Genomic DNA, 22,296 nt, shown 5'->3' with positions numbered 1-22,296 from the left:
GTCAAAATAATTCCCTTAAAAAGTGATAACTGCGTTTTGACGTTGCGAAAGCGGCTCTTTTGCAACGCAAAACCTACGCTTTTACCGTGTAAAACAGCCGCTTTTGGAATGCAAAACAATAGGTTTTACAAAGCATTGATACAGAAGTAGATACACAATAGTTATTGTTGTGAAAAATATTTACACGTTTCCTGCAGTTTTAAAGCCTTACTTTTATAAACTAATGGGTATTATGATAAATAGTGTTTATGGCTTTTATATCATCGAAATATTGCATAAGTCAAGGCAAAAACAAAAATCCACGTTATGATAATACCCTATCAAAACGTGGATTTTCAATAAATCTTCTGTTTTAAAAGAAAAATATTTTATACTACATCGCCTGTATCATCGACTGCAACTTCTTCTTCGCCACGTTTCACATCGCCTGCATAAGTAACGAAATAGAAACCTTTGTTCGGTGTCCATTCCATACAGAACAATTCTGAAGGAGCATTAAAGCCATTGCGCTTGATATTGCGAAGCACCCACGCCGAAGTACGGTCGCACTGTCTTAATGTGCTTTCAACAATCTCGCCATTGTTCACAAGCAAGAAAGAAGCCGACATATTTCCTGGAGAAAGTACGGTTACTGCACCGTTGGCTTCAAAAAGTACGTCATCGACATCAAACATAGAGAAGATTCCTTTCTGTCTTAACAACAGGCGGAACTGCTCCATTTCGAGGCTGTTACGCTTAAAGTTCTTGAAGTTTATAACACCGTCTTTCACGAGAAGCACGCTCTCTCCCTTAATGAAATGGCGCAAACGAGCCGACCGCATCGCAAAACGAACAAGCATGTTGAATGCCGTCCACACTGCCAAGGCAAAAAGAATATGCCACATAGACATGTCTGGATTGTACAAAACACCACCGACCAAAGCACCTATCACGAAAGCACTCACAGTGTCGAGCGGTGTAATCTGTGCCAACTGCGCCTTTCCTGTTATGCGCAGAAATACCAATATGCCTATCATACCTGTGATAAGTTTCAGGGCAATATCTATGTAAGGCTGCACTAAATGTATCATTTGCTTTGTATTTTATTTATTACACCATTATAAATATAGAAGTTGCGTTTTTTCAGCAAGGTTAAAACGGCGGTCTGTCGTCGGGCGGTGGCAGCGGGTCGTCGTTCATTTTGCTGCCAATAATTTCGCCACCGAAATCGTTTGGCAAGCCTGCGGGCATAAAGCTGTCCTCGTCAGGATTGGCAAAGCGTGTGTATTCGCCACGGAACGATAGCAGAACATCGTCGGTTGCGCCTTTACGGTGCTTGGCAATAATGATTTGTGCCTTGCCGTGGAGGTCGTTTCCCTTCTCGTCTTGGAAGATTCGATAATATTCGGGACGGTGTACGAAGAGCACCAAGTCGGCATCTTGCTCGATGGCACCCGATTCGCGCAAGTCGCTCAGCTGTGGTCGTTTGCCCTCGATGCCGTCGCGCTGTTCCACCGTACGGTTGAGCTGAGAAAGTGCCAACACAGGTATGTTGAGTTCTTTCGCCAATCCTTTGAGCGAACGGCTGATGGTTGAAACTTCTTCCTGACGACTGCTGAAGCGCATTCCGTTGGCATTCATCAGCTGAAGGTAGTCCACCATTAGCACCTTTATACCATGTTCGCGCACCAAGCGGCGTGCTTTCGTGCGAAGTTCGAACACCGACAGTCCTGGCGTATCGTCTACATAGATGGGTGCGCCCTCCATTTTGCGAATGTTGTTGTCGAACCGTTCCCAATCGGAAGGGTCCAACTGACCGCTCAAAATCTTGCTACCCGAGATGGAACAAACGTTCGAAAGCAAGCGGTTCACCAACTGCACGTTGTTCATTTCGAGCGAGAAGAAAGCCACAGGCACACGGCTGTCGATGGCTATATTCTTGGCAAGGCTGAGGGCGAACGAGGTCTTACCCATCGCAGGACGCCCCGCAATGATGACAAGGTCGGACGGTTGCCAGCCTGCTGTTATCTTATCCAATTGTGTAAAGCCTGTCGAGATGCCTGTCAAGCCGCCGTTTTCTTGGTTGTGGGCTGCTTTCACCAACAGTTCGTGCGCTTGTTTCACGATGGGGTCTATCTGCGTGTACTCCTGCGCCATATTCTTTTGCGAGAGTTCAAACAGACTTCCTTCGGCTCGCTGCATCAGTTCGTCCACATCAATGGTTTCGTCGAACGCTTCCGTCTCTATCATTGAGGCGAACTGAATCAATTGGCGTGCCAAGAATTTCTGCGCCAATATGCGCCCGTGATATTCGATATGAGCCGACGATGCCACGTGCGAACTCAGCTCAACGATGTAGGCAGGACCGCCCACCTCTTCCAATTCGCCACTGCGTTTCAGTTCTTCCGCCACCGTCATAATATCGACTGGCTTCTCGTGGAGGTTCAATGCCTGTATCGCACCATATATTTTCTGGTGCCGAGGGTCGTAAAACGTTTCTGGACGAATCATTTCTGACACGACGGTGAAGGCATCGCTGTCTATCATCAATGCACCGAGCACTACTTTTTCTATATCTAATGCTTGGGGCTGCAAGTGCCCAAACGATGTATCGATAGGCGCGGCAGGGCGTCTACGGGTACTTTTTGCGCTATTACTTTTCTTTTCTGGCATAACAGCTACAAAATTAATGAAAATTCTGCAAACTCTCGCAACTTATCCATAATGATTTTCTATCTTTGCAAAAGGTTATGGCTGAACACCCCCAACTATTTGCCTTCCACCATAAAACATAAACGCAAGAAAAATGATAGTATATCCGAACTGTAAAATAAACTTAGGTTTGAACGTGGTGCGCAAGCGTACCGACGGTTACCACGACCTTGAAACGGTGTTCTACCCCGTACCGCTCACCGACAAACTCGAAGCTGTCGTTGGCAACGGAGCCGACGGCACGTGCTCGCTTTCGCTCAGTGGCAATCCCATAGAGGGCAACGCTGCCGACAATCTGATAGTGAAAGCGTACAATCTGCTGGCTGCCGACCATCGTTTGCCGCACGTAGACTTCGATTTGGAGAAGCACATACCGTCGCAGGCAGGACTTGGAGGCGGCTCATCGGACGCTACCTACACGCTCCGACTGCTCAACGAGCTGTGCCAGCTGCACCTCGACTCCCTCACCCTGCAACGTTATGCAGCCCGATTGGGTGCCGACTGCGCCTTTTTCGTTACTGCCGAGCCTTCGTTTGCTACCGGAATAGGCGACGTTCTCACGCCAATGGCTGACGAATGTGCCCATCTGAAAGGTTTATACTTATTAGTAGTGAAACCGTCGGTAGCCATTTCCACTGCGCAGGCCTTCTCTTTCGTGAAGCCACAGCCCCCTATTATAAGATGTAAGGAAGTAGTAGCGCAACCCATTGACGAGTGGCACAACCGTCTTGGCAACGATTTTGAAGTGTCAATCTTCAACATTCACCCCGAAATACGCAGCGTAAAGCAGCAGCTTTACAGTATGGGAGCAACCTATGCGCAGATGTCTGGCAGCGGCAGTGCCTTCTTTGGCATTTTCAACGAAGCCCCTACCCGACTTCCCGCAGCCTTTGACGGAATGTTTACCTACCTCTGCCAATTGTAGAATACACTTGTTTCTGCAAGTAACAAGTACATAAATAACTTGCAAATACTTGATTTATATCATTTAATTGCATTTTTTGGAAAATTTACAAACAATTGTTTGGAGGTTTCATAAATGTTCCCTAACTTTGCAGTACAAAAAATAAAAATAGAATAGATTGTTTAGGTTATAAAAATAGTTGTTTAAGTTAAGAAAAGTATTTAGGTTTCAATAGGATTATTAAGGTTAAAGATTAGTTGAATTAGGATAACACGTTTGATGCAAGGTTTTGGTTCGACGCCGTGAGGCGGCAACCTTAATCAAGCTCAACATAAATAGATTTTGATTTTAAATAGCTTTGGCACGACTTCGGTCGTGCTTTTTTAATGAATTGCCATTTCGGGCAAAATGCACGGTATTTTCGGCAGGAACTCGAAAAAAAACTTAATTCCACTGATTATCTTTGTGTTTTCTTTGTCGGTTTAGAATATTTTTGTAATTTTGCACCCTGTTTGGAATAGGTATCAATTAACGAATTACAAAACTACAGATAGAGATGTCTAAGATTTGTCAAATCACAGGAAAGAAGGCACAAATAGGTTGCAATGTGTCTCACTCAAAACATCGCACAAAGCGCAGTTTTGACGTAAACCTCTTCAGCAAGAAGTTCTACTATGTAGAAGAAGGCTGCTGGATTTCATTGAAGATTAGCGCAGCTGGTCTTCGTACAATTAACAAATTAGGCTTAGACCGTGCGTTGAAGCAAGCCGTATCCAAAGGTTATGTAGACTGGAAGGATATTAAAGTTATAGGAGACTAATATCGTGGCAAAGAAAGCTAAAGGAAACAGAGTTCAGGTCATTCTCGAATGCACTGAAATGAAGAGCAGCGGTATGCCAGGAACAAGCCGTTATATCACTACAAAGAATCGCAAGAACACTCCTGAGCGTATGGAACTCAAGAAGTACAATCCGATTCTGAAGAAGATGACTCTTCACAAGGAGATTAAGTAAGCACACGTTTATTAAATAGTTAAAGTACATTAGACTATGGCAAAGAAAGCGGTCGCTACCCTCCACGAAGGTTCAACGGATGGTCGCGCATACACAAAAGTTATCAAGATGGTAAAGAGCCCTAAGACTGGTGCTTACATCTTCGACGAAAAAATGGTTCCTAACGAAGCCGTTAAAGACTTCTTCAAGAACTAAATACTCATATTTTTAAGGTATAAAGGGGAATGCAAAGTACTTGCATTCCCCTTTTCTTTATCCTCTAACCTCGCTTTTTCAAAGCTCAGCATACTCTTGTTGGTCGGTCATCGTATACCCCCTACCCTGCAATCGAACAAAAAACGCACTTGAAAGCACCGCAAAAAATCATTACAAATTACAACTTTCGCACACCGCACGTAACACGCTGATAACCAATAACTACGCTTTGGCGTTCCAAAACCTATTGTTTCGCATTCCAAAAGCGTAGGTTTTGCACGGTAAAAGCGGCTGTTTTGCATCGCAAAACCTACGCTTTTGGAAAGCCAAAGAAAAACACCCGATTTTATGTAAAGATATTTCAGTAACTATTATGTGTAATTGGTAGGCAGGAAATCAGCTAATTTACTAACAAGATTACATCTATTTGCTACATTTTTATGTACGAACTTTCGCACATAATCAACACTTTTATGAACGAACTTTAGACTTTTTGAGAAAACGAATATACTAACAACCTCCACTTTATTTTTTTTGAGCGAGAGTGCTTCAGCAACTGTATATTTTTAACTGACGGCTACATTATTTGCATTTTTTACAAAGTAAACACAACCCTACACCCAACTTTTTACCACAAACTGTTGTATTACCACCCTTTTTTTAGTATATTTGCATATTAATAATGTATTCTCCCAATCGTTGGAAGAAACCTATGCACATGCAGGAAACTATGAAATGGCTGATAGCCTTTGTGTTCCAATCTACAAAGAAATATGATTTAGAGAGGTGAAACATACCGAAAGAACAGTAAATCCCCTAATGCTTCTGTTTGAAGAAGATACTGACGAGCGTATCGGACTTCAACAAATAGTAAGCAGACACAAATATATTGGTTCGCCTCTGAATTATATTGGAGGTAAAGGGAAACTGTTGCCGCAAATTTTACCTTTATTTCCAAAGCACATTTCTACCTTTGTAGACTTGTTTTGCGGTGGTTGCAACGTTGGAATAAATGCGGAAGCAGAGCGTGTTATCTTCAACGACAACCTGACATTTCTTATAGATTTATACAAGCAATTTCAATGTATGTCGACCGAAGAAGTACTTTCGCACATAACAAACCGAATTAAACAATTTGAACTTTCGCAAACAAATTCCGACGGATACTTGCATTTGCGAGAGAAATATAATATAGAACGCCAAGCGTTAGATTTGTTTGTACTGATTGCTTTCTCTTTTAATCATCAGATACGGTTTAACAATAGCCACGAATTTAATACTCCCTTCGGACGAGAAAGAAGTTGTTTTAACGAGCATATGAATAAGAAACTCATTGGGTTTCTTTATGCAGTGCATAGTAAAAATGTAGCATTCAGCTGTTTAGACTTCAAACAGTTCCACTTCGAAATGCTAAATACAAACGACTTTGTGTATGCTGACCCTCCTTATCTTATTACAACAGGAACCTATAACGACGGCAAACGTGGCTTTACGGGTTGGAACGAGAAAGAAGAGAAGGCATTGTTGGACATCTTAGAACAGCTGAACAACCGGCACATAAGGTTTGCTTTGTCGAATGTAACAGAGCATAAAGGAAGAGAAAACAAAATTTTGAAGGCGTGGATAGCCGAACACGGATTTGTCGTAAATAGACTTCAGAAGAGTTATAATAACTCTAATTATCATACAAACAACTGCGACAAGGGCGAGACGGTGGAGGTTCTTGTTACAAATTATAGTCCTGAAAAGCGATGAGATATATTGGAAACAAAGAGAATATCTTAGATAAAATATATCAAATACTAAAAGATAATGGGATCGAGGGCAAACGTTTCTTCGACTTCTTTTCGGGTACAACCAATGTTGCACGCTTCTTTAAGCGTAAAGGATATACGGTTTTTAGCTGCGATATGCTCTATTTATCGTACTGTCTGCAGAAGGCATACATCGAAAATAATCAAGCACCACAGTTTAAAAGTCTTTTAACAACTCTTCCAGAAGCCAATATGCTGCCACTCTTTCCCTTGCCATTAGAGAGGGTTCTGGATTATTTAGACACCATTCCCCCATAGAGGGATTCATCTATAAGAATTATACACCTGAAGGAACACTGCTTCTTGAACGTCCAAGAATGTATTTCAGTTCTGAAAACGGAAAGAAAATAGATGCAATACGCCTGCAAATAGAGGCATGGAAACAGGAAAACTTAATTACAGAAAGCGAGTATTATATTTTATTATCGTGCTTGTTAGAAACCGTTTCTTTCTACGCTAATGTGTCAGGCGTTTATGCAGCCTTCCAGAAAAGGTGGGATCCACGTGCAGTGAAACCGCTTATGTTGCGTGCAATAGAGACTATCGATAATGGAAAACAGAACTTTGTCTACAATAAAGATAGCTTAAAACTTGTAGAGTATGTAGATGTTGATATTCTATACTTAGACCCTCCCTATAACGAACGTCAGTATTTGCCTAACTATCACTTGCTTGAAACAATAGCGAAGTACGATTATCCTGTTATTAAAGGTATAACAGGTATGCGTGAATATAAAGACCAGAAGTCGTCGTTCTGCAACAAGACAACAGCCTTAAAAGATTTAGACAAGATTGCTTCCAATGCAAACTACAAGTATTTGGTGCTTAGTTACAATTCTGAAGGCATAATGCCACAGGAAGAGATTATTGCTATACTTTCGAAATACGGCAGAGTTACATTAGAAAGCTTTGAGAATTTGCGTTTTAAGAGTAATAATAAAGGACTCTCAAAAACCAAAAAACATATATTTGAACAACTATATATTCTAAAGAAAAATGAGTAATAAAAAGAAAAACTTGTGGATTTTAACCGAGGAGCGCCCTAAAAAAGCAGTTCTGCAAATGATTTTTGAGTACTTTGCAAAGGATCAACGATGTGGCTTTTTCGGAGATACGCTCCGTATAATACCTATTCTTAACGAGAATAAATACTTTGATTTTACTTATGAAGTAATAGGATTTACCTGTGCAAAAGTCCAACATGTTTACATAAAAACCGTATCGGGGTATTCAAGTTTCGTAGATTTTTTAATCTATTATCAAGATAATATACCAAACGCCGCAGATGTTCCACTTTACGCTATCGAAGAAACAAAGACAGATGATAGCGAAAGTCGAAACACTGGAGTGTATCAACGCTGTTCCAAGTTTGTTTTTATCAACAACTATTATCCCCAGACTAAAAAGATAATGCTCTATGCTTTACAAATAAAACAAAAGGTAAAGCCAACCAAGACCTACATCTTCGGCACTCGCTTATTGATGACATTGGGAGTAGAAATATTAGGAAAAACATTAGATGCAGATATTTTTAAGCCTTTCACCTCTATTGATGAAATTATTACTTTCAAAGCAAGCATACGTAAAGCACCCAAAGGGAATGTACCTATTCTATTGTATAAGTCAGATGATAAAATACAAATTTCAGGACGATTATTTAAAAGTGGTAGCCTATCCTATGACCCCAACATTGGTGCTTTAAGTCTTATTGCAGCTGTCCTACGCAAATTAAAGTGGGACAAACGTATAGAAATAACGCAGCATGGTCTACAACAGAAGCATATTAGCGCAAAAAATAAATTCGTCTTTATAGCTAATATGTTAGGAATAGACCTTGAAGGACTGGATGTTCTTAAAGCAGAGATTCCTCAAGACTACTGGCGATATGATATGGAAGGCGAAAAGTTAGGAACTATTTTCATACATATTGTAGTTGAAAACTTCACAGAAAGCTATTCCATATTTGAGAACCATGCGGGTTGCGAGAGAGGTTATTTCCAGAAACCGCAAGGAAAATGTATCCCTTTAGCGAAATTTGCAAATAGGAAAGCCTACAAAGCTGGGGATAAAAGCCAAATTGTTTCTATTCCCGATTTAGTTCTTTTAGATATTGAAAATAAGGAAGTTATAACAATAGAAGGAAAGAAATACGAAAATAAAGAGCAGGGAATAGCAGAGCTAAATAATTATGATTCGCTTGATAAACTATACTTAAAGAAATATTATCCAAATCACAAGATTGTGAGAACTGTTGTTCTATACGGTAGTACAAATACTCAGATACTTGAAAAGGAAGTTGGGTTCTTGCTAAATGAGGTTGGACAAATGGTATTAGGTTCAAAAGCACCTTCCCTTTTCGATAAAGCTATAAATGATTTATTAGATTTTGGCAGTAAAAAACTAAAGTCCATAAGTTTTTTTTAGTACATTTGCATTTTAAAATGTATTGTCCCACTCGTTGGGAATAGTCTATGCGCATACGGAAATCTATGAAATGGCTGATAGCTATTGTGTTAGCACCCATTTCGTTATTTATACTTTTATTGGTTCTTCTTTATCTTCCCCCTGTTCAGAAGTGGGTTGTAAAGAAGGCTATGAACTATGCTTCCGAACAAACAGGGACGGAAATCAACATCGACCACGTTTCGCTCAGCTTCCCAATCGACCTTAAACTCGAAGGGTTCACGATGTTGCGACCTAACGACAGCATTCCGCAAAGGCGCGATACGGTAGCCGATGTGAGGGAGCTAATAGTAGATGTGCAACTGCTGCCCTTGCTTAAAAACAAGGTGGAAATAGACCAGCTTACTTTTAAAGGGCTGAAAGCCAATACGATGAACTATATTGGCGACTTGCAGATACGGGGCAATTTGGAACGATTGCACGTTGTGTCGCACGGCATTGACCTTAAAAACTCAACGGCATTGCTCAATCAAGCCGACATTCAAGGGGGATTTCTCGACATCGCTCTCAGCGACACAATGCCGAAAGACACATCGAAAGAGAAAACCATTTGGAAGATTAATATCGACAAGCTGAACCTTTATCGCACGGCTTTCCACCTGCGTATGCCTGGCGACACGATGGTGGTGGGTGCCAATTTCGCAAAAGCCACAGTCGGCGGAACGGCTATCGACTTATATAATAATGTGTATCGGGTGCGCCAAATAAATTGGCAGGGAGGCTCACTCGCCTACGATAAGACGTATGAACCGAAGGCAAGGCACGGTTTCGATGCTGCACACATCGCACTCAACAAGCTCAATTTTGGCATTGATTCGCTTTCGTATAGCGACAAGGGGACTTCGGCAAACATTCGGGCAGCCAATTTTGTGGAGCGTAGCGGACTGACTGTGCGTGATGTGCGCACTCGCTTCAAGCTCGATAGTATGCGTCTGTATCTACAACCGCTCTACTTGCGTATGCCAGAGAGCGAAATCCACAGCGACATTGTAATGGATTTGAATGCCTTTGCCGACGAGAAGCCTGGCAAAATAGCCGTTACAGTAAAGGGATTCGTGCGAAAAGACGACCTGCAACCGTTCCTTGCATCGGTGCCTGCAAAGACATTGCGCGCCATTCCTGCGAAACGGATTAACATAGGCGGCACACTGCAAGGCAATATGAGGGCTTTGACAATGAGAAAGTTGTACATTGAAATGCCACAGCACTTCCGTGTGAATGCCAACGGCAGGGTTGCCAACTTGCAAAGTACGAAGAACCTGCGGGCAAACCTCTCCATCAACGGTAATCTGCACGACATACGCTTCGTAAAACAGCTGTTGCCAAAGAGCGCAACCCGCACTATTGACATTCCTAAGGGTATCGGCTTCAATGCCAAGGTAAAAGCGAGGGGAACACAATACGATGCCGATATGTTCCTATACGAAGGAGGGGGCAACGTGGCAGTAAAGGGTAGCTACAACACAAGCAGCGAAACCTACAACGTTACTGCAAGAGCTACCAACCTGCAGTTGCAGCACTTTATGCCGAAAAGTGGTCTGCACCCCTTCACAGGTATCATTTCGGCTTATGGAAAGGGCACGGACATACTCAATCCGAAGTCGTCGTTGCGTCTGAAAGCGAACATCAGGCAATTCCGTTTCGGCACTTACGTACTCGATGGAATCGGTGGCGACATTACTATGGCAGGTGGAACAACCACCGCACACATTGTTAGCACGAACCGTATGCTTGGCGGCGACTTCACCTATCGGGGCAAACTGACCGACAAATTGGTGGACGGGCACTTGCGTGGGTGGTTGCGCCGTGTGGATTTGCGACAGCTTGGTGCTATGAAAGAGCCTTATGTGGTGTCTGTATGGGCTGATATAGACGTGCGTTCGAATATGAAGAACAACCACTACGTGAGCGGACCATTGCGCCAACTCATACTGACGAGCGAAGGACGACACGGCACACAACGTCTTGCAGCAGGCGACTTGGACATTACGGCAAGCGTTAGCGGAGCAAAAACAGACGCCCACTTAAAGGGAAACCTTGCCTATGCCAACCTGAAAGGCTTGGGCTTGATGGACAAACACTATATCGTGGGTACGCAAGCCAACATTGCTTTCCGTTCCGAACGAGCCAACCACTACACCTTAGAAGGTTATCTCGGCAACTTGAAACTGAACGAACAGCGTGGGGAGAAAGACATTTCGCTCTTCGATGGTGACTTGAACATTCACGCAAATATGGCAGGCAAACGACTGAACGGCAGTGCCAACGGACTCATACGCCATACCGACATCTATCAACTGGGCTTAGTGGACAAGCCTTTCGCATCGAATTTTGCATTAAATATGGAGTTCGACACCGATATGGCAGACCAATTGAAGGTTCGAGGTATGCTCGGCAACTTGCAAGTGCAGACTGCTGACGAACGATTTACGCCTGGCGACGTAACCATCGACGTGCTTAGCCGTACCGACACCACCCACGCCGTGATAGAAGGGGGCGACTTTGTGCTGAGCACAGATTGGCGTGGAAGCTACAAAAACGTGCTGAAAGCAGGACAAAACATTGCTACCAATCTGAACAAACAGATTGAAAACAAGCACATTGACCAAATGGCAATACAAGCATTGCTGCCTGTTGGGCGACTGAAACTCGTAAGCGGAGAGGGCAATCTCTTCAGTAAGCTGCTGGCACAACAGGGCTACGTCTTCAAAACAGCCGAAATCGACCTCACGTCATCGCCTGCAAAGGGACTCAACGGCAATATCTTTGTTGATTCGCTTGCCTACAACGACCTGCGTGTCGATACGCTCATAATAGACTTAAACACCAACCAAACAGGGTTGAACTACTCCTTACAGATTCTAAACAAGGCGGACAACAACTATCCTTACAAGGGTCTTGTGTACGGTTCGCTCTTTGAACGAGGTATGGACGCATCGCTCGCCGTTACCGATATGAACGACAAGACAGCCCTTGCACTATCGGCACAGGCAGAAATGAAAGGACAAGGCATCAATCTTTCGTTGACTTCGGCAAAGGTAATCCTCGGTTATAAGAACTTCAACGTAAACAAAGACAACTATCTATACATAGGGCGCAACCGCCGACTATCGGCAGAAATGCAGCTGCTTGCTGACGACGGAGCAGGTCTGCACCTATACACCGAAGACTCCGACTCTACGGCATTGCAGAACTTTACCGTATCGGTGAACAAGTTCGAGCTTAGCCAGCTGATGAAAGTTCTGCCGTTTGCACCGAATCTGTCGGGCGAATTGAACGGCGACTACCACGTTGTGCAGACTGCAACCGACCTTACCATATCGAGCGATATGGGCATCAAGAATATGGTGTACGAGCTGAACAGCATGGGCAACGTGGGCGCAGAATTCGTCTATATACCAAAGGGCAACGGCACACATTATATAGATGCCATACTGTCGAAAGACGAAATGGAAATCGGAAAGCTGTCGGGAACGTATGACAGCAGGGGCAAAGGCAGTCTTGATGCAGAGTTTACGATGGATAAGTTCCCGCTGAATTACATCAACGGATTCGTTCCCGACCGCATCATAGGCTTGCGAGGAACGGGCGAAGGTACGCTTACCATGCAGGGACCGCTCAACAAACTCAATGTAAATGGCGAGGTTTATCTCGATTCATCGTACGTTTTCAGCGAACCATACGGCATTGAAATGCGCTTTGCCAACGACCCTGTGCTGATTAAGGACAGCAGGGTGGAATTTGAAAACTTCGAGGTTTTCGCCAACAACAATGCACCGCTGAACATCATGGGCTACTTGGATTTCTCCGATTTCGACCGTATGTCCACCGATTTACGTATGCGAGCACGCAACTTCCAGATTATCAGTGCAAAGGAAAATCTACGCTCCGAAGTGTACGGAAAGGCGTTTGTAGACTTCGACGGAAGTATGAAGGGACTCCTTTCGTCGCTCCGCTTAGAAGGAAAGATGGACGTATTGGGCAGCACAGACCTAACTTACGTGATGCGCGATGCACAGCTTGCCACCGACAACGAGTTGGAGAACCTCGTTACATTCACCAATCTAAACGACTCTACCGTAGATGTGGTGAAACGTCCAGACATTCAAGGCTTCAGCATGAAGCTTGGTATAGGCATCGACGACCAAGCCCACATTGTATGCGCACTGAACCCTGAGCGGTCGAACTATATAGACCTTATCGGTGGAGGTTCGCTCACAATGCAGTACGACCCTACGAATGGCACACGCTTAAGAGGACGTTATACGATGAACAGCGGACAGATGAAGTACTCGCTGCCTATCATTCCGCTCCGCACTTTCCAAATACACGAGGGCAGCTACATTATGTTTACAGGCAATCCTGCCGAGCCTATACTGAGCATTACAGCCACCGAACGAGTGCGCACCAATGTGTCTGACGGCTCGGGAAATGGCAGACTGGTAGATTTCGATGCTGGTGTGCGCCTGACAAAGAAGTTCCCGAACCCTGGCATAGAGTTCATTATACAAGCACCAGAAGACCAAGAAATGCAGGGCAAGCTGAACACCAAGGGTGTGGGAGAACGCTCGAAACTCGCCGTTACCATGCTTGCTTCAGGTATGTACCTCGACGGTAGCAACAGCGCAACGGCGAATACAGCCATGAACGGTGCCCTGATGGGCTTCTTGCAGAACCAAGTGAACGCCATTACAGGTCGTGCCTTGAACTCTATGGGCGTAAACATTACAGCCAATATGGAGAGCACTGCCGATGCTTCGGGCAGTCTGCACACCGACTATACCTTCAAGTTCTCGAAGCGATTGTGGGACAACCGCCTCCGCATTATTATGGGTGGCCGTGTATCAACAGGCTCTCAGATGTCCGAACAGAACGGTGCGTTCTTCGATAACTTCTCGTTGGAATACCGCTTGAACCAAAAAGAAACGCAGTATCTTAAGCTTTACTACGAGCGAGAGGCTTACGACTGGCTCGAAGGCAATCAAGGCGAGTTCGGTGCAGGTTTCATGTGGCGACGCAAGCTGCAACATTTCAAAGACATCTTCCGCTTCAAAAGCAACAAGGAACAGCCACAAGAACGCGACAGCTTAATAAAATTTGCAAATGAAAAGAAACAATAGACATATCTTCCACAGCAGTTTTGCAAAGTATGGCAACCTATTTTGCGCTGCGTTCGCCTTGCTACTGATGCTCACGGCGTTGGCAGCGTGCAGCACAACCAGTGCCTTGCCCGATGGTGAACAGCTCTACACAGGCATGAAGTCTACGGAATACACCAACTACAAGCAAAATGCGCACTTCAATGCTGTACGCGAAGAACTCGACGTCGTGCTTGCCACGAAGCCAAATGGCTCGCTTTTCGGCAGTCCGTCGCTTAAATCGCCATTCCCTGTGGGCTTGTGGTTATGGAATGCCCTCTCGCCCGACACCACCAAGTTCGGCAAGTGGATAACAAAAACCTTTGGTTCGCGCCCCATTACCCTCTCTACCGTGTCGCCCGACCTGCACGCTGCGGTGGGCGAAAACCTGTTGGACAAGCGCGGATACTTCAATGGAAAAATCACACACCAGCTTGTACCACAGCCGAATAAGAAGAAAATAAAACTGAAGTACACCGTGAATATGGGGCATTTGTGGACGATTGACAGTCTGCAATACGTGAACTTCCCACCCGCAGCCGACAGTTTGATAATGGCTGCCCGCTCCAATGCCGTCATCAAGAGTGGCGCACCCTTCGACGTAGCCACACTTGAGCAGGAACGCCAACGCATTACGAACCTCTTTCGCAACAACGGCTACTATTTTTACAAGAACAACTATGCCAGCTATCTCGCTGATACGACCTCTGTTCGTGGCAAGGTGGTAACACGCCTGCAGCTTGCCGATTCCGTCAGCGAGGCGGATTTGCGCAGATGGCGCATCGGCGACATCACCGTAAACCTTCAGAAAACTTTCCTCGAAGAACTGCACAACCAGCGTCAAAAGCAAGACTTTACGGTCAATTTCAACAGAAGTCGCTCGCCATTACGTTCACGCGTAATAGCCAATAACTTGCAGTTCCGCCGTGGCGACCTCTACCAACAGAACAAGCACACCGAGACAATGGAACGCTTCAACGCTACTGGACTGTTCTCATCGTCGAGCATTTCGTTCAAGCCACACGATGAAACAGACACCTGCAGCACCCTCGACGTTACGCTCGACTTCCTTTTCGACCGCCCCTACGACTTCTATGTGGAAGCCTACGGACGAGGCAAGACCTCGGGAAAATACGGTCCCGAAGTTGTCGTCGGTTTCACAAAGCGCAACGCTTTCCGTGGTTCCGAGGTGCTGAACCTGCGTGCGCACGGTGCTTACGAATGGGCAACGAAACGCAGCGACGACGCCACCTCAAAAGGAAGCATAAACGACTACCAGTACGGAGCAGAGGCAAGCCTGCAATTCCCACGCTTCCTCAATCCGTTTAAAACACCACAACGCATTCTCCGCGAACGGTTGCGACGACGCGAAGCAGCTGCTTTAGCGGCTGGAAAACCCTTGACGCTGAAGCCACATAAGACCTATTTCGAATCGCCAACGACAACTTTGAGCGCATCGGTGAACATTATCAAACGTGCACAATACTTCAAACGCCACGTGGTAGCAGGCGAACTCACTTACAGCTGGTCGCCAAACGAGAGCAATTCCTTCATTTTCAAGCCCCTGTCGCTCACCTACGAGTATATGCACAGTGTTACAAACCGTTTCAAGGAACTCATCGACAGCGTGCCATATCTCGAAGTTTCGATGGCAGACCAGTTCATTCCGAAGTCGGTATTTCAGTACACGTACCAAAGTCCAAAGGGTTACGCCAACCCCATACGCTGGTGGTCTACCGTCAGCGAAGCCTCCAACCTACTCGCTTTGGGCTATATGGTAGGCGGAGAGAAGTGGAGCAAGCAGGGCAAAACAATGTTCAAGAACCCATTTGCACAGTTCGTGAAACTCGAAACCAACTTCACCAAACTCTGGGCACTGTCTTCCAAGTCGTCCATAGCGGCTCACGTAAATGCAGGCGTAATATGGGCGTATGGCAACAGTAGCATTGCGCCCTACTCTGAACAGTTCTTTGTGGGCGGTGCGAACAGCATCAGAGCTTTCAACGTGCGGGAAATAGGTCCTGGAACCTATCGTTCGGCAATGCGAACACGCTCGTATGTAGAGCAAACAGGCGAAGTAAAGTTCCAGGCAAACTTAGAATACCGCCCCCATCTCGTAGGAAACCTCTACGGTGCCCTCTTCCTCGATGCTGGCAACGTGTGGACATTGAACAACGACGACAGCCGACCGGGCTCGCAATTCAAGCTTGGCAACTTCTTCAAAGAGTTGGCTTTCGGCACTGGTCTTGGCATACGCTACGACATTGGTTTCTTTATGCTCCGCTTAGATTGGGGCGTAGGTCTGCACGTACCTTACGAAACAGGGCGCAACAGACTCTACAACATTCGCCATTTCCGCGATGCACAAGCCCTGCACCTCGGCATCGGACTGCCCTTCTAAACTACAAAACGAACATTGGAGTGCAATCCATTACGTGCTTAACACCCACCATAACAAGTCGGTAGGTATAGTAAGAAGTCTTTATACCGACTCGCCCACAAGCACAACTTCGTACTTGCTGCACCCCTTTTCGATGCCCTGACGTTTACGAAATATATTTACAGAAAATCGAGTGTTTTACTTTGGTTTTTCAAAAGCGGCTCTTTTGCGATGCAAAAGAGCCGCTTTTATCGTGTAAAACCTACGCTTTTGGAACGCAAAACAATAGGTTTTGGAACGCCAAAGCGTAGTTGTTGATTATCAGACAGTTATACAAGGTTCGCCAAATCCGTATTTTGTCGTATTTTTTCACAAGACTTTGGAGAGCGTTTATTTGCTGTCAGCAAGCTGAAAAATCAACCCCTACCCTCTTCTTCCACAACCTTACTTATATGGAAGGAAAACACCTACAAGGAAGTTTTTGAGAAAAAAGCCACCAAAAAATTTGTAAGAATAGAAAATATATAGTACCTTTGCACAGCATTTGAAAAATGCTTGGCAACTCGGTTACCGAGCCCTGACTGGAAGGATGGGTGAGTGGCTGAAACCACCAGTTTGCTAAACTGACGTGCGGGTTACCGTACCGGGGGTTCGAATCCCCCTCCTTCCGCAACCCTTCGGGGGCAAAGAAACGATAACTGGGTCGGTTCATCTAACGGTTAGGATACAAGATTCTCAATCTTGGCATACGAGTTCGATTCTCGTACCGACTACACAAAAGTCCGTAAGCACACGCTTACGGACTTTTTTTATTTATTCTACCCTCCCCCTCTTACAGAAAATAGGAAATAAAAAAAGCCTCAAAGCTGAACTTTGAGGCTTTTATCAATGGGTTTTGTACACCCTTAGGGACTCGAACCCTAGACCCACTGATTAAGAGTCAGTTGCTCTACCAACTGAGCTAAGGGTGCATTAAAACGAAATTTGCACTGAAAGTGTACACCCTTAGGGACTCGAACCCTAGACCCACTGATTAAGAGTCAGTTGCTCTACCAACTGAGCTAAGGGTGCATTTTTCGTTTTTGCGAGTGCAAAGGTAGCAATTTTCCGTTAACCAACCAAACAAAATTATCTTTTTTTTGGAATAAATTTATTTACTCCGCCCTATCTTTGCCCATGGTTATTTTTTTCTAAAATCAAAGATAACCAAAAGGACCGATACTTCGTGAGAAGTGTTGACCCTAATTTTAGACGTTCCTAAAAAGTTTTACCAGACAGCAATACTTTTTTTATATATCTTCAATTGATTTTTATATGAACCTTTGAGTTGATTGATAAAATATGATTTACAAAATCCTTTTTTTTCTTAGGTGAAATAATGACACAACCATGCTTATACGTTAACTTTAATCGATCAATTGAAGCTGCAGGTGACGAATCTAAAGTGTGTGTAGATTCTATTAACAAAATATCAAAAATATCAATTACCTGTGTTGAAAAGAAAGGACAATGAATAGATAAGACTTTTCCATTAATTGTATATTTAATTCCTAATGGATACAAGGTTAACGCTGCGAGGATAACAAATAGAAAAATAGTAACAATCCAATTAAAATCAATTAAAAGAATAGGTACTGCAGATAATATTATACTTATATATATAAACAGATATAACCACAAGTCAACTTTTGAATTATATTTTTTTTCCATCTTATCCTATTCTAAAGTATATGACTTATTTGAAAATTCTGGAAGTTTGCTAAGATTAAGGTTTACGAACTTCTCCAAATCTTCTAAATTTGTTCTTTTTGCAAACTTAGCACATTTCAAATACATATCCAAACATTTTCGCAATTTCTTTTTAAGAAATTCATCGTAGAGTCAACCAGCAAGTGCAAAATTATTATATTTTTGCACTTGCTGGTTGACTCTACGATGCCATACATTGCGAGATATTATAAACAAAGATATTTGATTGTAGGAAACAACACCACTCAGCAAGCAGAACGAATGCAAGACACAGGCAACGGAAAGCAAAAACAGAGATTAAGGTTTGCCTAACAATGCCACACTTTCTGTGTAAAGCTGGCTGTATGCGCAGTACAACATAGCTACACTCAAGGTATAAAGACTCTGCAGCGATGTTGCTGCTTATTTTGTACAACCACCGCAACGACTTTTCGCCGATAGAATATCGTTTCCCTCTGTTGTTGCTCTTCAATAAAAAAGGAGCGAAACCCGATAAAAGGTTTCGCTCCTGTACTTGTTTTATGATGTTTTACGGCTTATCTTAAATTGCGTCCGTGGCAATTCTTGAACTTCTTTCCGCTACCGCAAGGGCACGGGTCGTTTGGACGTGGCATTTTTTCAGCCATATAAGGAGTGCGATGTTGCTGCTGTGCTGTCTCGCGCGTATCTTGGTGAGCAGCAGCTTGCTGATTTTGGTCAATCAAATCGTCCTTCTTCTCGTCGTAACGCTGTGAATGTTGCTCTGGAGCAGCTTCTTGAATTTCTTCTGCAGGCTGCATATCAGGAATTTGTCCACGCATCAGAACGCTTGCTGTGCGGTTGTTCATATCGTTAATCATATTGTCCCAAAGCTTCACACTCTCAAGTTTGAAAATGAGCAATGGGTCTTTCTGCTCGTATGAAGCATTCTGCACAGAGTGTCGCAATTCGTCGAGCTGGCGCAGGTTCTCCTTCCAGTCGTCGTCGATGAGGTGCAGGAGAATGACTTTCTCGAACTGTCTAACTACCGATTTAGCCTCAGAGTCGTAGGCTTCCTTCAAGTTGCAAGGTATATTGTAGACACGCTTGCCATCGGTAATTGGCACCATAATACGCTCGTACATAGCACCTTGGTTCTCGTAAACCTGCTTAATGATAGGCCAAGCCACGGTTTGAATGCGTTCCGTCTTGCGTTCAAAGTTCTCAATGGTAACTTGGAAAGCACGTTCTTCCAATTCTTCCCTGCCTGTATTCTCAAATTCGGCTTCGGTGAATGGGCATTCCATCGCCAGCACTTTGAGGAACTCTTCCTTGCAACCTTCGTAGTCGTTGTTCTCTATGATGTTTACACAGCGGTCCCAGATGATATTTGAAATATCCATACCGATGCGTTCGCCCATCAATGCATGGCGACGCTTCTCGTAAATTACGGTACGCTGCTTGTTCATAACGTCGTCGTACTCCAACAAACGCTTACGAATACCGAAGTTGTTCTCCTCCACCTTCTTCTGCGCACGCTCAATACTGTTTGAAATCATTGAACTTTCGATGCGCTCGCCTTCCTCGAAACCGAGTCTGTCCATAACCTTTGCGATACGTTCGGAACCGAAAAGACGCATCAGCTTGTCTTCCAACGAAACGTAGAACACAGATGAACCAGGGTCGCCCTGACGTCCTGCACGACCACGCAACTGGCGGTCTACACGGCGGCTTTCGTGGCGTTCGGTACCGATAATTGCCAAACCACCAGCATCTTTCACTTCCTGCGAGAGCTTAATGTCGGTACCACGACCCGCCATATTGGTAGCAATGGTAACGGCACCGAGTCCGTTGGTAGAGCGTCCTGCTTCGGCAACAATCTGTGCTTCCTTCAGGTGCTGCTTGGCATTCAACACTTGGTGTGGTATCTTGCGCATACTGAGCATCTTGCTGAGCAACTCACTGATTTCCACAGAGGTTGTACCCACCAGGCAAGGGCGTCCGCTGTTGCGCATTTCTTCTATTTCGTCGATTACGGCAGCATACTTTTCGCGAGCCGTTTTGTAGACACGGTCTTCCATATCCTTACGTTGGATAGGACGGTTGGTAGGAATTTCTACAACATCGAGCTTGTAGATGTCCCAGAATTCGCCTGCTTCGGTAGAGGCTGTACCCGTCATACCCGCCAATTTATGGTACATACGGAAGTAGTTCTGCAAGGTAATGGTAGCGAAAGTCTGTGTGGCAGCTTCCACCTTTACGTGTTCCTTGGCTTCCACAGCTTGATGGAGTCCATCGCTCCAGCGGCGGCCTTCCATAATACGACCAGTCTGTTCGTCTACGATTTTCACCTCGCCATCGAGAACAACGTATTCATCGTCCTTATTGAACATGGTATAAGCCTTGAGCAACTGCTGCAACGTGTGGACACGTTCGCTCTGAACACCGTAGTTGCTCATCATATCGTCTTTCTTGTCGATGTAGGTTTGCTCGTCTATTACCTTGTCTTCCTTCTCTTTTTCGAGTTGCGAAAGCTCTGTTGTAATATCAGGAAGCACAAACAACTTATCGTCGTTTACCTCTTTAGCCAACCACGTTGCACCCTTGTCGGTAAGGTCGCAAGAGTTCATTTTCTCTTCGGTAACGAAGTAAAGCGGCTCTACCGCCTTTGGCATTTCACGGTTGTTGTTTGCCATATAGAACTCTTCAGTCTTCAGCATACCCGACTTAATGCCTTCTTCTGAAAGGAACTTGATGAGTGCCTTGTTCTTTGGCAGTGCCTTGTGTGAGCGATAAAGTGCCAAGAAACCTTCTTCGAGCATTGCCTGACGTTCTTTTTCGTCCTTGCAATCGGCTGCACTCGAAATCTTTGTGCGTGCTTCTGCAAGCAATTCGGTAGCTTGCTTGCGCTGAACTTCAAAGAGTTTCTGAACCAATGGCTGATATTCCTCAAACATCTGGTCGTCGCCTTTTGGTACAGGACCACTAATAATAAGAGGTGTACGGGCATCGTCTACCAACACAGAGTCTACCTCATCGACAATGGCATAGTTGTGCTTGCGCTGCACGAGGTCGGCAGGCGATACTGCCATGTTGTCGCGTAGGTAGTCGAAACCGAACTCGTTGTTTGTACCGAAAGTAATGTCGGCTTGGTAAGCGCGGCGACGTTCTGGCGAGTTAGGTTGATGTTTGTCAATACAATCGACCGACAAACCGTTGAATTCGTACAATGGCCCCATCCATTCAGAGTCACGTTTGGCAAGGTAATCGTTCACCGTTACCACGTGAACACCATTTCCTGTCAAAGCGTTGAGGAAGACAGGCAAGGTAGCCACGAGGGTTTTACCTTCACCCGTTGCCATTTCGGCAATCTTACCTTGGTGGAGTACCGTACCGCCGAAAAGCTGAACGTCGTAGTGAACCATTTCCCACTTGAGGTCGTTGCCGCCTGCTGTCCAGTGGTTGTGGTAGATAGCCTTGTCGCCGTCGATGGTTATGAAGTCTTTTCGTGGGTCGGCTGCAAGCTCACGGTCGAAGTCGTTTGCCGTAACGATGGTTTCTTCGTTCTCTGTAAAGCGGCGAGCCGTATCTTTTACGATAGAGAAAGCAATAGGCATAACTTCGTCCAATGCCTTCTCATAGTTGTCCAGTGCCTCTTTTTCGAGTTTGTCTATCTTGTTGAAAATATCCTCGCGCTCGTCGATTGGTGTATCTTCGATGCTCTCACGGAGTTTTGCTATTTCCTCGCGTTGCTGCTTGCCAGCGTCTTGAACATATTGTTGTATTTCCTTTGTTTTAGCACGCAAGTCGTCGTTGCTAAGTTCCTTGATAGCTGGGTAGGCAGCTTTGATTTTATCAACATACGGTTGAATGAGTTTCATATCGCGTGTTGATTTGTCTCCAAAGAGAGACTTCATTAATTTTGTGAAGTTCATTTTAATGTCTGTATTTCAGCGGACGTGTTTGTTTGTCGTTCATTTAATCTGTTAGA

14 protein-coding genes and 4 tRNA genes are annotated in these 22,296 nt (G+C 44.7%); 12 read left to right on the top strand and 6 right to left on the bottom strand.

The genetic code is table 11. The features are described 5' to 3' along the window. Window positions 1–368: 368 nt before the first annotated feature. A complete protein-coding gene (locus tag BWX39_RS09715; protein WP_028905302.1) occupies window positions 369–1,070 on the bottom strand; it encodes a DUF421 domain-containing protein in 702 nt (233 codons plus the stop codon). A gap of 61 nt (window positions 1,071–1,131) precedes the next feature. Next, window positions 1,132–2,652 (bottom strand): replicative DNA helicase, encoded by a 1,521-nt coding sequence (gene dnaB / locus BWX39_RS09710; RefSeq protein ID WP_014708482.1) that lies wholly within the window; start codon window positions 2,650–2,652, stop codon window positions 1,132–1,134. Between the two features lie 133 nt (window positions 2,653–2,785). Between dnaB and ispE the strand changes: the two genes are divergently transcribed. The 12 genes from ispE (at window position 2,786) to BWX39_RS09655 (ending at window position 17,371) form a co-directional block, all read left to right on the top strand. Further along, window positions 2,786–3,616 carry a 4-(cytidine 5'-diphospho)-2-C-methyl-D-erythritol kinase gene (ispE, locus tag BWX39_RS09705; protein WP_028905303.1) on the top strand — a complete coding sequence of 277 codons (831 nt, stop codon included), beginning with the start codon at window positions 2,786–2,788 and terminating at the stop codon, window positions 3,614–3,616. A gap of 535 nt (window positions 3,617–4,151) precedes the next feature. Continuing rightward, entirely contained in the window at window positions 4,152–4,415 is a 264-nt protein-coding gene (rpmB, locus tag BWX39_RS09700; protein ID WP_014708480.1) for a 50S ribosomal protein L28, read from the top strand. A 4-nt stretch (window positions 4,416–4,419) separates the two neighbouring features. Next, window positions 4,420–4,608 carry a 50S ribosomal protein L33 gene (rpmG, locus tag BWX39_RS09695; protein WP_014708479.1) on the top strand — a complete coding sequence of 63 codons (189 nt, stop codon included), beginning with the start codon at window positions 4,420–4,422 and terminating at the stop codon, window positions 4,606–4,608. A 36-nt stretch (window positions 4,609–4,644) separates the two neighbouring features. Continuing rightward, on the top strand, window positions 4,645–4,803 hold the full coding sequence (locus tag BWX39_RS09690) for a DUF4295 domain-containing protein (protein WP_014708478.1): 159 nt from the start codon (window positions 4,645–4,647) through the stop codon (window positions 4,801–4,803). 819 nt (window positions 4,804–5,622) lie between these two features. After that, window positions 5,623–6,558, top strand: a complete 936-nt coding sequence (locus tag BWX39_RS09685) for a DNA adenine methylase (RefSeq protein ID WP_051129492.1) — start codon at window positions 5,623–5,625, stop codon at window positions 6,556–6,558. Continuing rightward, window positions 6,555–6,875, top strand: coding sequence for a DNA adenine methylase (locus BWX39_RS12730; RefSeq protein WP_262503292.1), 321 nt, complete (start codon window positions 6,555–6,557; stop codon window positions 6,873–6,875). Before BWX39_RS09685 ends, BWX39_RS12730 begins: the two co-directional genes overlap by 4 nt. A 59-nt stretch (window positions 6,876–6,934) precedes the next feature. Further along, on the top strand, window positions 6,935–7,621 hold the full coding sequence (locus BWX39_RS09680; protein ID WP_394333104.1) for a DNA adenine methylase: 687 nt from the start codon (window positions 6,935–6,937) through the stop codon (window positions 7,619–7,621). Continuing rightward, window positions 7,614–9,041 (top strand): hypothetical protein, encoded by a 1,428-nt coding sequence (locus tag BWX39_RS09675; protein ID WP_028905306.1) that lies wholly within the window; start codon window positions 7,614–7,616, stop codon window positions 9,039–9,041. Before BWX39_RS09680 ends, BWX39_RS09675 begins: the two co-directional genes overlap by 8 nt. 47 nt (window positions 9,042–9,088) lie before the next feature. Continuing rightward, the gene (locus BWX39_RS09670; protein WP_028905307.1) at window positions 9,089–14,200 is read left to right on the top strand and encodes a translocation/assembly module TamB domain-containing protein; all 5,112 of its coding nucleotides are present in this window, start codon (window positions 9,089–9,091) and stop codon (window positions 14,198–14,200) included. Further along, window positions 14,184–16,619, top strand: coding sequence for a translocation and assembly module lipoprotein TamL (gene tamL / locus BWX39_RS09665; RefSeq protein ID WP_028905308.1), 2,436 nt, complete (start codon window positions 14,184–14,186; stop codon window positions 16,617–16,619). The genes BWX39_RS09670 and tamL overlap by 17 nt, the downstream gene beginning before the upstream one ends. Before the next feature lie 562 nt (window positions 16,620–17,181). After that, a tRNA-Ser gene (locus tag BWX39_RS09660) sits at window positions 17,182–17,268 on the top strand. Window positions 17,269–17,299: 31 nt separating this feature from the next. Continuing rightward, window positions 17,300–17,371 (top strand) — tRNA-Glu (locus BWX39_RS09655). 125 nt (window positions 17,372–17,496) lie between these two features. Here BWX39_RS09655 and BWX39_RS09650 read toward each other — a convergent pair. From BWX39_RS09650 to secA, 4 genes are all read right to left on the bottom strand, one after another. Beyond that, window positions 17,497–17,569: transfer RNA gene (locus tag BWX39_RS09650), tRNA-Lys, on the bottom strand. A gap of 27 nt (window positions 17,570–17,596) precedes the next feature. Beyond that, a tRNA-Lys gene (locus BWX39_RS09645) sits at window positions 17,597–17,669 on the bottom strand. Window positions 17,670–17,897: 228 nt separating this feature from the next. Further along, the gene (locus tag BWX39_RS09640) at window positions 17,898–18,308 is read right to left on the bottom strand and encodes a PH domain-containing protein (protein WP_051129488.1); all 411 of its coding nucleotides are present in this window, start codon (window positions 18,306–18,308) and stop codon (window positions 17,898–17,900) included. Window positions 18,309–18,883: 575 nt separating this feature from the next. Continuing rightward, window positions 18,884–22,240, bottom strand: coding sequence for a preprotein translocase subunit SecA (secA, locus tag BWX39_RS09635; RefSeq protein WP_028905309.1), 3,357 nt, complete (start codon window positions 22,238–22,240; stop codon window positions 18,884–18,886). Window positions 22,241–22,296 lie beyond the last annotated feature (56 nt).

This window comes from Prevotella intermedia ATCC 25611 = DSM 20706 (genome assembly GCF_001953955.1).
GTDB classification, from domain to species: domain Bacteria; phylum Bacteroidota; class Bacteroidia; order Bacteroidales; family Bacteroidaceae; genus Prevotella; species Prevotella intermedia.
The sequence above is the reverse complement of the archived record's forward strand: the minus strand, read 5'-3'. Positions and strand labels throughout refer to the sequence as shown.